The sequence below is a fragment of the Enterobacter quasihormaechei genome (genome assembly GCF_004331385.1).
Lineage (GTDB): Bacteria > Pseudomonadota > Gammaproteobacteria > Enterobacterales > Enterobacteriaceae > Enterobacter > Enterobacter quasihormaechei.
In genome coordinates this window covers 1-12,610 of sequence record NZ_SJON01000021.1, presented here as the reverse complement: position 1 = coordinate 12,610, position 12,610 = coordinate 1, and the positions used below count along the sequence as shown (strand labels likewise).

Genomic DNA, 12,610 nt, shown 5'->3' with positions numbered 1-12,610 from the left:
GATAAGGATGCGAGATGAAAAAAACGTGGATCAGTACGGTCATTGTTATTGTCGCGGCTGCCGCCGTGGCGTTCTGGGTCTTCTTCGACAGGCAGCGCGCTCCGGACGCGCAAATTGATACGGCCCTTAACGCGATGCCCGCCTGGCAGGTGATCAAGGAGCAGGAGCCTGTACTGCATCAGCGCATCCTCGACCAGATGGCCGCCCTGCAAAAGGCCGGCGAGCCGGAGCAGCACATTATCGACACCATCCAGCCGCAGATCCTGCATTTGCAGATGACGCGCCTGCAAAACGCCCCGGACGCCAACGTGGTGAACTACATGACCATCAACATGGAGCAGACCGCCGCCATTCAGAAGGTGAGCGACGATGCCTGCTTTCGCTTCCTCTACCCGATGGTGAAGGGCGGCATCAACCCGATGCGCATGCTGGATAAAGACCTGATGACCCGGCGCATGCAGGCCGATGCCGACATGATGCGCGCGGCCTACGGCAAAAATCGCCACACCGTGACCCAGGCCGAACGCGAGGCGGCAGTAGAGGATGTGCGGCCGATTATGAAGGAACTTGCCGATAAGTACGGCGAGGACATCCAGCTGTTGCAGATGCCGGAGAAGGCAGAAGGCAAGGAAAAGCTCTCCTGCGATATGGTGCAGGCGATGTGGGCGAAGGTGCTGGCGCTGCCGGAGCAGAAGGCGGCGGGTGTGATTCGGCTGGCGGTGTCTGAGCTGGAGTGACGAAGGTAGCTGGTTTTTTGGGCACTTAGAGTGGGTTTCGCGCGTCGTCGCTTGCATGGCGGCGCGCGACAGGTATAATCCACAACGTTTCCGCATCCCCTTCAGTGCCGAAGTGGCGAAATCGGTAGACGCAGTTGATTCAAAATCAACCGTAGAAATACGTGCCGGTTCGAGTCCGGCCTTCGGCACCATCGGAACATCAATAGACGTCAACGGACGTCTTTTTTTGTGCCTGAAATCCAGTATCCGCAAGGCTTCCCTCGCTTTTTCACTCAACCTAAGTCAACCTGATTCAATCTACATCAACTTACTGATGCGGGTACAACTGCGGGTATATCCCGGTTCGATAATGTTTGTACCCATACAGAACCCTTGAAAGGATACTCATCATGGCTCTGAGTGATGTGAAGGTTCGTTCGGCAAAGCCGGAAGCAAAAGCCTATAAGCTGACTGACGGTGAAGGTATGGTGTTGCTGGTTCACCCTAACGGTTCTAAATATTGGCGGCTACGTTATCGCTTCGGCGGCAAAGAGAAGATGCTGGCGCTGGGGAAATATCCCGAAGTCTCGCTGGCGGATGCCAGGGCACGCAGGGATGAGGCCCGTAAGCTATTAGCTAACGACGTCGATCCCAGTGAAAACAAGAAAGCGGTTAAGGTAGAGCAGGAGCAAGAGGCGATAACGTTTGAAGTGGTTGCCAGAGACTGGCACGCCAGCAATCAGAAGTGGTCGGCATCGCACAGTGCTCGTGTGTTGAAAAGCCTGGAAGATAATCTCTTTGCTGCTATCGGTAAGCGGAACATTGCTGAATTGAAGATTCGGGATCTTCTTGTACCCATTAAAGCTGTGGAGTCATCCGGGCGTCTTGAAGTCGCCGCCCGTTTACAACAGCGTACTACCGCGATCATGCGCTTTGCTGTACAGAGCGGTTTAATCGACTACAACCCTGCACAAGAAATTGCCGGTGCGGTTGCTACGGCAAAAAGACAGCATCGTGCTGCATTAGAACTTAACCGCATTCCTGAATTACTTCATCGTATTGATCACTATTCTGGTAGACCGTTAACCCGACTGGCGGTTGAACTCACTTTGTTGGTTTTCATCCGTTCAAGCGAGCTGCGTTTTGCCCGCTGGTCAGAAGTCGATTTTGAAACGGCCATGTGGACGATCCCTGGTGAGCGTGAACCACTTGAAGGCGTTAAGCATTCTCAGCGTGGTTCAAAGATGCGGACACCTCATCTTGTGCCTTTGTCGCGGCAAGCTTTAGCCATTATGGAAAAGATCAAAAGCGTGAGTGGGAATCGAGAGCTGATTTTTGTGGGTGATCACGATCCGCGCAAACCTATGAGTGAGAATACGGTGAACAAGGCTTTGCGAGTGATGGGCTATGACACGAAAACAGAAGTGTGTGGGCATGGTTTCAGGACCATGGCGTGTAGTTCACTGATAGAATCAGGCTTGTGGTCGAGGGATGCGGTAGAGCGGCAGATGAGTCACCAGGAGCGTAACACTGTGCGTGCAGCTTACATTCATAAGGCAGAGCATCTGGGGGAGAGGAGGCTAATGTTGCAGTGGTGGGCTGATTTTTTAGATGCGAATCGGGAAGCAACGACAGAGCCATTTAATTTTAGGGGGAAAAGTAAAAATAAATTGTAGGTAAATCAGGTGATTAAGTGATTAATACTGTCTTGGATGGCAATGTTTCTTGGTAGTACGTTACGTACTACTTGCTTGTCGTCATAAACATGATAATATTTACCCTATCGCATCGTAGTACGATGCGTACTACAGCGATAGGGGAGTGTTCATGTAGTGGCGCTACTGTTCACTCTCATTACTCTCGGAAAAGGCATGACCAAAGAGGAATGAAAAATATGAATACGAAAAAATACCAGCGTACTTTGACAAATGCAACTGTAAAAAAACTCCGTATGGCACCTTTAGCAATTTTCTTATACGTGGTGCCTGCCTTATCATTTCAAATGGATTTGGAAGTTCATTCAGGTGATATGAATATCAAGCAATCAATCATCTTAAAAACTAACTAAAACATAGGGGAGAGTTCTCTCCCCAAGGATAAACTATGAATGATATTGTTAAATTGGGAGAAATTGCAGACATACGTTTAGGTATGCCGTTTAAAACGGCTATAAACGACCTTGGTGATAAAGGTAAATGCTATTTAATCCAAACTAAAGATATTGATACAGAAGGGCTTTTACGTATGGATACTCTTGCCCGAGTATCCCCTCCAGTTGACCCTGAAAAACATTATCTTCAAGATGGGGACATTCTTCTACGTCTTCGGGGGCCAGTTTTTTCAGCCAGCATCTTTAGGAAAACAAAAGCATTGCCGGGCATTACGAGTAATCAAAATGCAATAATAAAGTGCAAAGAAAACAGTATATTACCTGACTATTTAAGGTGGTATATTAATTCATCTTTTGGACAGGCCTATTTTAATGAGGTGAGTGAAGGTACTAATATTACTAAAATTAATTTAAAAACCCTATCTAATATGAAAATTGAGCTGCCATCTCTAGATTGTCAGATTAGTATTTCTCGAATAATAAATAACTGGGAAAATCAAAGAGATATACATAGAAGAATTGTTGATAATGGTAATTTATTATATCAGCAAGTTTGCATTAACTTACTTACAGAAGGTGATTAATCGTGATTAAAGTTAATGAAAAAGAAATTAAGGAAATTGTTGGGGAGGTTTTAAATGTTTTCAGAGGACGTTTAGATACTACGTCTTCCTTTTATTATATTCTTCCTTTAATCTTTCTTAAATATATATCTGATCTAAATTATGAAATGAAAAGGGATGGAGTAGCTTACGAACACTCAAGAATAAAAAGAGTATTATCTAATGTCCCTGAAGATATGAGTTTCTATTCTATTTATTCTGAAATCAGAGAGGGATCTATTGGTGAAAGAATTAATAGAGCGTTGCATTTCTATGATGATGTTATTTTTCATTCATTCTATAAGTGTGATGGATCAATATTTAATGATATAGACTACACATCTGATAGACTCGGATCGAGAAAAGATAGAGATGTTTTATTAAGTGATTTATTGCATGCTCTCAATTCTGAAGGGTTTCAATTCAATAATTATGATAATGGAACACCAAGTATAGAGTTAATATGCAAAGTGTTATTCGAAAAAATAGCATTTGAAACAAATGCAAGGGGTAGTGACTTTTATACACCATATGGTGTTTCGGCGTTGTTATCTGAGTTGGTTTTACCCTTGGAAGGTGATTCGATTTATGATCCTGCCTGTGGGTCAGGCTCCCTTTTATTAAGCACTATCCAGAAAATACCGAATAGTAATAAACTGCAGGACTATAAGGTATATGGACAAGAAATTTTAAAATCCTCATGGAATATTTCGTATATTAATATGTTCTTACATGGAGTTTACGAATGTGAAATAAAATGGGGAGATATTTTTATCAATCCACAATTTCAAGATCATAAAGGAGAATTGGAGAAATTTGATGTTGTAGTTTCAAATCCACCATTCTCTGTGTCCAATTGGGGGTATGAAGAAGCTTCTAGAGACAGGTTTGGTCGTTTTGCTCTAGGAATGCCTCCACAATCCAAGGCTGATTATGCATTTATCTTGCATATGATTGCTTCTATGAAGGATCACACAGGTAGAATGGCAGTTGTGGTCCCACATGGCGTTTTATTTCGAGGCGCAAATGAAGCTCTGATTCGACAAAATTTAATTAAGAAAAATTTATTAGACGCCGTTATTGGCCTTCCTGAACGTTTGTTTGCCTCAACTAATATAGCAACCGTTATTTTAATATTTAGAAAGAACAAAGTGGATTCAAACGTTTTGTTTATAGATTCAACGATGCTTTTTGAAAATTCAAAAGGGCGGAACTATATAACAGACGAGAATATCAAAAAAATATCAAAGGTTTTCTACGAAAGACAAGGTTTAGATAATTTTTCCCATGTTGCCTGTTTAAGTGAGATTGAGGCTAATGACTATAACCTTAATATTACTAGATATGTTAAACGTACAGAGAAAGTCCAGAATATGGATCTGTATTCTTTAATTGATGAGCAAAATAAATTACAAGAAGAGTTGAGTTTTTTAGAAAAAGAAATGAAATCGTATATCCGTTTTTAAGTGTTCGGTTGGTACCGATAGGTACCAGCCTTATTTAATTTTTTTAAATTATATGTCGATTTTAATATGACCAGTGATTATAAGCCAAGGGCATTTTATTCAACTTAGCTCTGTATTCACGCCAGTTTGGCAAGTGAATACTCATCAGGCCGATAAAACGCTCATTGTGCTTGCGTTCGTGTAGATGAACCAGCTCGTGAACCACAATGAATTCAAGGCATTCAGGTGGTTTTTTTACCAGTTCGAGATTGATCCAGATACGTGCGGTCTGTGGGTTACAGCTTCCCCATTTAGTCTTCATTCGTTTGATGCCAACATAACTGGCTTCAACTTTAATTTCCTGCTGCCATTTTGCCATTAACTTAGGCAGTCTTTGTTTTAAAATACCGCGATACCACTGGTTGAGAACAGCTTCCCGCTGGGCCGTATCATAATGTGGAGGTACTTTCATGCGTATCCAACCACCCTGAAGTTTCACTTCAGGGGGCTTATCTACTAAAACTACATCCAGCCGATATCCTCTTCCCCAAAGGTAGTGTGTTTCGCCACTACACATTTCTCGTTCACTCTGGCGCGGCTGAGCCTGAAATTGTGCTTGCTGCTGTCGGATCCATACTAGCCTTCTGACAACAGCCATCCTGATAGCTGTGTCTGACAGAGAGACGGGAGCTGATACTCTTACTCGGCCGTCCGGAGGCAGTACACTGATATGCAAGTTTTTGATTGGCTTACGCTGCAAATCGAGAGTGAGCTCACCAAAGGTAACCAATGGCATCAGCGATACTCCTTCTGTGCCTTCACCAGGGCCATTACATCTGCGACCGTCACTGAATAACCTTTGATCTCTTCCGCGATAGCGAAACTAATCTCGCGTTCTTTAAAACGATCCCCATACCAGTCGGCCTTTTTGGTATGACGGACTGCAGCATCTATCTTTATCACCAAGATTTCATCCTGCCCGAGGTTGTCAAACAACGCTTTCTTGGCGAGGGTATCAATACTTGCTGGATAAGTACTTTTACTACCTGACTGCGGATGTTTAACCTGCTTCGCCAGTTCACGTACGTGCTCCAGATACTCCTGATAGGAGATCGCTTGTTGACGACGAAGTGCGATCAGTTCATCAAGCAACACCGACATTTTTTCGTAGTATTTCGGGTTTACTGGGTTTTCATCAACAATGGTTCTGCGAACGTTATTTTCAATCGCTTCAGCCATCGCCTCCTGGTTGCCACGCATGTCGGCTGGAAGTCCATCCAGTGCTTCTTCTCCGCGTTCAATAATCAACTCAAGCAGTCCTAGTTCTTCAAAATCCATAAGGGTTTCACTAGGATCGGCATCCACCCAAAGATCCAGCATCTGCCGCATCCCTGGCTCGAATTGCTTCATGTCCACGAAATCGCCACTGGCTATTTTGATTTCATCCCGGACTTTTGTATAAAACTCAACATCAATGCGGATTTGATTTGCCTGCTGCTCACTATAACCAGCATCTGTTAGCTCACCTGCCAGATTGGTAAAAGCACGGATAAGCTTCGCCACGGATTGATACAATGTTAGACGTAAAGCTTCTTTCTCAGATAACTCCTCTATTGACGCCCCTGATTCCCCACAGAAATAATGCTGATAATCAAGTTGATTGCGTGGCATTTTTACTGGTTCGCATAGGGTGCGAACGGCATCCAGAGCACCATCAAGATCGATTTTGGCTTGTTGCAAACGATCTTTCAGTAACCCGGCTACATCTTCTTTGTCGTAGCCGTCAAAGGCTTCTGCGGTGTAGTCCTGAACTGTTTTTTCCAATGAGCGGAAAAGGTCTTTATAGTCTACAATATAGCCGTATTCTTTATCTTCACCATCCAACCGGTTAACGCGACATATCGCCTGGAAAAGGTTGTGATCGGCCATTTTCTTGTCGATATAGAGGTAAGTGGCTGACGGGGCATCAAAGCCAGTCAATAACTTATCAACGACTATTAGAAGGCGCATCTGGCCCGGTTCTTTGATGAAGCGTTGTTTGACCTCTTTTTCGAAATCACTCACACGTTTGGCTGCTTCAGCCTCTGGTTGTTCAAAATATTCCGCAAGCATTTTGCGGTAGATGTTGTACTTGGCTAGTTTCTCAGTCAGTCCTTCACCGCTCTCTTCGCCTTTAATCTCACTGGCATTTGGCTGGTAGCTCGTCACAATCGCACATTTACCGGCAAAACCTGCGTCACTAAACATCTCATAGCATTTGCAGGCCTGATAGACGCTGGAACAGACCAGCATGGCGTTACCTCGGCCATCGGCGAGCCGTGGTTTTTGTTCAAAATCGAGAAGGATGTCAGCCACAATCTGTTCCAGTCGCGAGCGGCTCGATAACAGCTTCTGCATCGAAGCCCATTTCTGCTTGAGTTGCTGTTGGCCAAGGCGAGAAAGTTTAGATGTCTTAGCATCAAACCACTGGTCGACTTTTTTCTGAGATTTGACCCGCTGATCAATGTCACGAGCTTCGTAGCGCAGGTCCAGTACAACCCCATCATTGACTGCTTCATCAAATTTATAAGTGTGGATATAAGGCCCGAAGACCTCCACTGACTTCTTCTTATCTTTCTTCATCAGCGGGGTACCGGTGAAACCGATAAATTGTGCATCTGGCAAAATGCTTGTCATTGCCGAATGCAATTTGCCGGATTGGGTTCGGTGGCACTCATCCACAAACACGAATAATTTTCCCTTCGGGCTAAAATCGGCAGGGATATTTCGTTTCATTTGTTCGATAAAATCGTCCGTGTCAGCGTCTTTGTCATCCTCCTCCTGACGACCAAATTTATGTACTAGCGAACATATAAGCCAGGGTTTAGTTTGATTCAGGCGTGCCACGAGATCCGCGCCGCTCCGGGTGCGAAGGATGTCTTCTTCCACGCCGTTAAACACTTTCTCAATCTGTTCATCAAGTTCTGTACGGTCGGTAATGATCAAAACTCGGCTGTCGGTAATATTTTCTCTGATCCACTTTGCAAGCCAAACCATTGTAAGACTTTTACCGCTGCCCTGGGTATGCCAGATAATCCCGCCTTCATTGCGTTGAATAAACGGTTTTGTTGCAGTGACGCCAAAATATTGGTTATGACGGCAGGTTTTTTTCACTCCAGCATCGAAAACGATAAAGTCGTGGATCAATTCCAGCAGGCGCTGTTTATTGCATATCTGAGCCAGGTGACGATCAAGCATGTTGGTGTGAGGTGATTCGGCGGCTTCTTTCCATTGAAGGTAATATTTCTCCGGCGTTTCGATTACACCATAGCGAAGCCCTTCTAAATCATTACCGGCCATCACCAGTTGGATAGTAGTGAAGAAGTTGCGGATGAAGGCTTTTTGCTGATTATCGAGGTTTTGGCGGATACCCTCTGAAACTGACACTGTAGAACGTTTTAGCTCAATGACACCAAGCGCAATACCGTTAACATACAGCACCAAATCCGGGCGCTTTTTATTTTCACCGTTGTAGGTCACTTCTTCAGCTATAGCAAAATCATTGGCTTCTGGATTTTTCCAGTCCACCAACCACACGGTTTGATTCTGCTCACCAGCACCTTCTTTATCCTTCACGCCGTAGCGTAGCAGGCGATACACCTCTTTGTTTGCATCATAGAGGATGCGGCCTTCACCGAGGCTTGCGGCTCGATCCAGCTGCCGTAGTGCTCTGGCTATTAGTACTTCTGAAACGCCGCGTTTTGTTAACCAGGCAGAAACTAAGCCTGGTTCGATGTTCCGGTTGTCTTCTCTTTTGTGCCAGTTACCAAGATAGTGATAACCGAGATGTTCGGTGAATAACTGGATAACACGTTTTTGTGTCATGAGTTCACGTTGGCCAACACTGTTCATAACACCTCCCTTAATACGCTATCACTACCATCGACACTGCTTAACACTGCCAGCATTTCCGCTTCGTGAGAGGCGATTTCTTCTTCCCCCCACTGATTGTTATTCTTCATCAGCTCGATCATGGCGAGCAGTTTCAGACTATCAATTTCATTCCGTTCGAGACTCGCTTCGAAGTGCTCTTGCTTTTGTTTTGGCTGGAAATTACTCAGTCGCGAATTCTTGCTGTGGCTAATCAGACTGAGGTTGCCGAAGGTATGCAACGATGTATCTGGTAATGTCCTATAGCCATCCATGGGGTGCTGGGGATAGAAATGCTCTACTGAACTCCGGAAGGTAAATTCGAAACGTTTGACTACTTCAGCTTTATGTCTGTCACGGCACCAGAGTAAGTAGTCCAGGTAATTGAATACCAGGTTGTTTGCTATCATCCCAAAGCGCATCTTCTTCTTAATCTTGTCCGACAGTACCACAGGTTGGAGATGTAGCTCTTTACCGTAGATAATCTCAAAATATGATTTTGGTTCTTGTTCTGCCAGGAAGTTTTGAAAGACAAACGAGGAGGCGAGATGCTCCAGATACCCGAGGTACTTCCTTGCATCTATCTGGTTTTCAGCGGAATGGGCATTAAACAGATAGTACAAAGCTCCATTCAACCAGTGTTTATAAACCAGAGTAGGGGTTGAAACGTGGAATGCGGAAAGCAGCATCAAAATCTGTCGGTTGATGCTGGTACTGTTACCCTCATCTTCATTAAACGTATTGATATAACTGGTACTCTTCTCCGAATACCAACGCAGGCCCTTCAAACTCCAGCCATCGCTACCTTTGGCGAACTCTCGTTTTATCACGAACTGATCAAAAAGATATTTGCATTTGAGAAGTGCAAAGACAAAATCCTGTACTGCTTTAACCGGGTCATTCTGCTTTAACAGCCGAAGTTCGAACTGTTCGATTAATTGTTTATCGTCAAGCGGAACATCTACTCTGTTCTTGCCTATGTTGCTGCAGACACGCAAAACATGGAGCAGGAAGTTGGAGAAATTGATAACACTATTAAAACGCTCTGAGCTACCTTCATCTTCTTCACCTCTATCACCACTGAAGGTTGAAGATGACTTGATAATGTTAGCCAGTGTGCGGTTTGTTTGGTTTTCTCTTGTGCCAAGCTCCGAAGCCGATGGGACAAGCATGTCAGCCAGGGAATTAAAATCAGTGGGCACAAATTGCCCCCAATTTTCCTGCCCAAATAATTGATGACGTTCGGCTGGTGTAAAACCGTACTGGACATAACGTTCCATGTTGGAGCAAGCATCCCAAACTCGTGAGAGGGTGTTCAGGCTGCTCTGCCGAGCTTGCTGGTCCGTTATCTCGTTGAGCACAGCCATCAGTCGCGCTTTCACCACTTCATGTTTTTCAAGTTGCTCGCCTCGGTTGTTCATCACCTCAAAAAAATGATTGAGGTCGGTATCAGCAGGCACTTCTATTCGGGCAATTTGTACATGGTCGAACAGATAGGTACAAAAATGAGTTAATGAGTCACCAACTAATTTCAAGTCGCGTAGAACCTTGCCAATAAGTTCGTAGCCTTTGATCAGCCCTTCATTAAATTCCTTGCTCCGCAGTTTATGTGGTTCGACGCCTTGCCAGAGCCGAGCAAAGGTTTCGCCAGACTTAGGTCTGCTCTCAAACCCTAAGTTAATCCCTTGGTACCAGCTCATATCCAGCGTGGGTCCCGCATGTTTTTTTAACCAGTTAGCAAGAAGGGATAAGGTCGTGAAACGTTGCTGCCCGTCGATTATCTCTGCGTCCCCTTCAGGACGAGTGAACACGACTAACGTACCGATGTAGTAAGTTTGAGGGTATAGGCTATGCAGGCATTTTTGTTGGTAGTCGAGTATGTCCTGCACAAGTTGAGTGATCTCCCCCTCTCCCCAGGCATAATTACGCTGGTACATGGGGATAAGGTAACGAGATGCATCACCCAGTAATGATCTGACCGTAAAGGATGCTACCTTTGCATCACTCATAGTAGTTCATCTCCTTGAATAGCCTCACCAGCTCGTCTTGCTCATGGTTACCGGTACGGCGGTTATTATTATTTTCTGAAGCCCGAATTGTGAGTAATGGTATAGATAGCACATCACCAGGTACTCTGGCTTCTTTGATTATTCGGAATAGATTATTTTCCAGTACGTACTTATCCATAGTCGCTAGCTGTACCACCTGCTGTCGGATTCGGCATCTGTAGGCCCAGATAAAGCTTTTTTCAATCGCTGCAGATAACGACTGCCCACCAAATTTGTCGATATAAAAGATCAGAGCGCAATCAAACATAGTGCGTATATATTGATCCCCTGTTCGATGGCGATTTCTATAGCTATTTAACGTTCTTAGTATCCGGGCTGCCATTTCACCAAGGACTGTGCCCTGAATCATTAACGACTTTTGAGTGTGAGTGCTGACATGCTCACTTGTGATAATTGCCGATACCTGTTGCTGGTAGTGTTCCGCCATTTCGAAAAAGCGTCTTCCATTGATAATCATCTGATCGAGATGGAAAGGGAAACGCATTTTCTGGCCATCAATCTTGCGCTGGTATTGATTGTTATAGTCATCCACAAAATGGTGAGCCATACGCAAAGATTCCACATAAGGGAACTGACCTATCTGATCAAGGTTGATCCCTTTAAATAGGCCGACTTCATTCTTACCAAAGAAACGCGCTGAATTTCCCTGCGACCACTGACGTACCCTGTAGAGATAAGATGCGAAAAGATTAGCCAGGTCATCGCTAGGTAATCCTTCCCAATGGGCAACGGATACAGCTTTTAATTCTACCTCATGGCTGGCGAATTCACGTAGATGGAAGGCTTTAAGCAGATCGTGAGGATCCAGATCCCGCCCACGGGCATTTTGTGAGTCGAAGAACTGAAAGGCTTCAGAAAGGTCAGTCAGCACAAAGACCACCAACTGGCAGCGGTTGAGGAGAAAATCAATATGTTGCTCGCTGAATTCTCGATGGCTAACCCTACGTTTTAGCTCCTGATAATTCTGGTACAGATTGTATTCCGATACCTGACTGGCAAAGCGTTGTCGTCCCATAAAACCTTCAACGGAGGGCTTTAGCTGGGTTAGCGCTTCCTGCAAATCCTGACGTTCCAACTCAGCAAGTCGGGTTTCGATAATGGCCCATACTGCCAGCATTAATGTCAAAGTTCGTTGCTGACCATCGACGATATCCAGTCTATGTTCTTCATTGCTCTCAGGCTGATGAAACACTACTGAGCCCAAGCGGTAGGCCGATTTATCGAGATGACTGTTTATGTCCGCAAACAGTTCGCTGATATTTTTTACCGTCCATTTATAAGGACGCTGATAGGCCGGAATGGTTACGTCAGTCAGGCTCAGTAGACCCTTGACCGACAGAACTGTCTTATCAAGGGCATGTTTCATGGCTGCTGTTCCAACGGTAAACGGATACGGCCGGTCAGCAGCTGCTGCATCATGCCCTGTTTTATATCGCGGAACTTGGCGAGTTTTCGTTCTAGCGCTGTGAGCTCAGCATCCATATCTGAAAGAATGGTGGCTATGGCGGTTTGCTCTTCTACCATATTAGGAATATATAATGGAATCGTTCTCAGTAGCCCGGCGGTATAACTTAGCTGCTTAGTCCCTTGGCAATATTTAAATGCCAATGCCTCACCATTGTATACATACCAATGATAGAGATATGCTGAAAGCAACTTTTCATTTGGATAAATAGCCATGCAAGATTGGTTTGTCGCTGCAGGTTGTCCAACAATCCCACACGCTCCTCTCGTACCCGCAGCCTCCAAACCAGTAATA

Annotated in this window: 10 protein-coding genes and 1 tRNA gene; 6 read left to right on the top strand and 5 right to left on the bottom strand. The window is 44.8% G+C overall.

The window, feature by feature from the left end:
- Positions 1–14: 14 nt before the first annotated feature.
- The 6 genes from E0L16_RS19775 (at position 15) to E0L16_RS19755 (ending at position 4,894) form a co-directional block, all read left to right on the top strand.
- Positions 15–737: a topoisomerase II gene (locus tag E0L16_RS19775; protein ID WP_131637979.1), complete on the top strand. Its 723-nt coding sequence runs from the start codon at positions 15–17 to the stop codon at positions 735–737.
- Between the two features lie 106 nt (positions 738–843).
- A tRNA-Leu gene (locus E0L16_RS19770) sits at positions 844–928 on the top strand.
- Between the two features lie 198 nt (positions 929–1,126).
- Positions 1,127–2,392: a tyrosine-type recombinase/integrase gene (locus E0L16_RS19765; RefSeq protein ID WP_131637977.1), complete on the top strand. Its 1,266-nt coding sequence runs from the start codon at positions 1,127–1,129 to the stop codon at positions 2,390–2,392.
- Positions 2,393–2,610: 218 nt separating this feature from the next.
- Entirely contained in the window at positions 2,611–2,784 is a 174-nt protein-coding gene (locus tag E0L16_RS22075; protein WP_165498430.1) for a hypothetical protein, read from the top strand.
- A gap of 35 nt (positions 2,785–2,819) precedes the next feature.
- Positions 2,820–3,410: a restriction endonuclease subunit S gene (locus E0L16_RS19760; protein ID WP_131637974.1), complete on the top strand. Its 591-nt coding sequence runs from the start codon at positions 2,820–2,822 to the stop codon at positions 3,408–3,410.
- A 2-nt stretch (positions 3,411–3,412) separates the two neighbouring features.
- On the top strand, positions 3,413–4,894 hold the full coding sequence (locus tag E0L16_RS19755; RefSeq protein WP_242672236.1) for an N-6 DNA methylase: 1,482 nt from the start codon (positions 3,413–3,415) through the stop codon (positions 4,892–4,894).
- A 61-nt stretch (positions 4,895–4,955) separates the two neighbouring features.
- Here E0L16_RS19755 and E0L16_RS19750 read toward each other — a convergent pair whose 3' ends face one another.
- The 5 genes from E0L16_RS19750 to E0L16_RS19730 form a co-directional block, all read right to left on the bottom strand.
- Positions 4,956–5,669, bottom strand: a complete 714-nt coding sequence (locus E0L16_RS19750; RefSeq protein ID WP_131637970.1) for a M48 family metallopeptidase — start codon at positions 5,667–5,669, stop codon at positions 4,956–4,958.
- Positions 5,669–8,764, bottom strand: a complete 3,096-nt coding sequence (locus E0L16_RS19745; RefSeq protein WP_131637968.1) for a type I restriction endonuclease subunit R — start codon at positions 8,762–8,764, stop codon at positions 5,669–5,671. Before E0L16_RS19745 ends, E0L16_RS19750 begins: the two co-directional genes overlap by 1 nt.
- Positions 8,761–10,791 carry a DUF262 domain-containing protein gene (locus E0L16_RS19740; protein ID WP_131637966.1) on the bottom strand — a complete coding sequence of 677 codons (2,031 nt, stop codon included), beginning with the start codon at positions 10,789–10,791 and terminating at the stop codon, positions 8,761–8,763. The genes E0L16_RS19745 and E0L16_RS19740 overlap by 4 nt, the downstream gene beginning before the upstream one ends.
- The gene (locus E0L16_RS19735) at positions 10,784–12,217 is read right to left on the bottom strand and encodes a DUF262 domain-containing protein (protein WP_131637964.1); all 1,434 of its coding nucleotides are present in this window, start codon (positions 12,215–12,217) and stop codon (positions 10,784–10,786) included. Before E0L16_RS19735 ends, E0L16_RS19740 begins: the two co-directional genes overlap by 8 nt.
- Positions 12,214–12,610, bottom strand: a 397-nt coding sequence (locus E0L16_RS19730) for a restriction endonuclease subunit S (RefSeq protein WP_207388513.1), incomplete at its 5' end; no start/stop codon positions are given. The genes E0L16_RS19735 and E0L16_RS19730, both read right to left, overlap by 4 nt.

Bases quoted from the DNA above. Each gene is read 5' to 3' on its own strand.
- E0L16_RS19775 (WP_131637979.1), top strand. From the start codon at position 15: ATGAAAAAAACGTGGATCAGTACGGTCATTGTTATTGTCGCGGCTGCC.
- E0L16_RS19765 (WP_131637977.1), top strand. From the start codon at position 1,127: ATGGCTCTGAGTGATGTGAAGGTTCGTTCGGCAAAGCCGGAAGCAAAA.
- E0L16_RS22075 (WP_165498430.1), top strand. From the start codon at position 2,611: ATGAATACGAAAAAATACCAGCGTACTTTGACAAATGCAACTGTAAAA.
- E0L16_RS19760 (WP_131637974.1), top strand. From the start codon at position 2,820: ATGAATGATATTGTTAAATTGGGAGAAATTGCAGACATACGTTTAGGT.
- E0L16_RS19750 (WP_131637970.1), bottom strand. From the start codon at position 5,669: ATGCCATTGGTTACCTTTGGTGAGCTCACTCTCGATTTGCAGCGTAAG.
- E0L16_RS19745 (WP_131637968.1), bottom strand. From the start codon at position 8,764: ATGAACAGTGTTGGCCAACGTGAACTCATGACACAAAAACGTGTTATC.
- E0L16_RS19740 (WP_131637966.1), bottom strand. From the start codon at position 10,791: ATGAGTGATGCAAAGGTAGCATCCTTTACGGTCAGATCATTACTGGGT.
- E0L16_RS19735 (WP_131637964.1), bottom strand. From the start codon at position 12,217: ATGAAACATGCCCTTGATAAGACAGTTCTGTCGGTCAAGGGTCTACTG.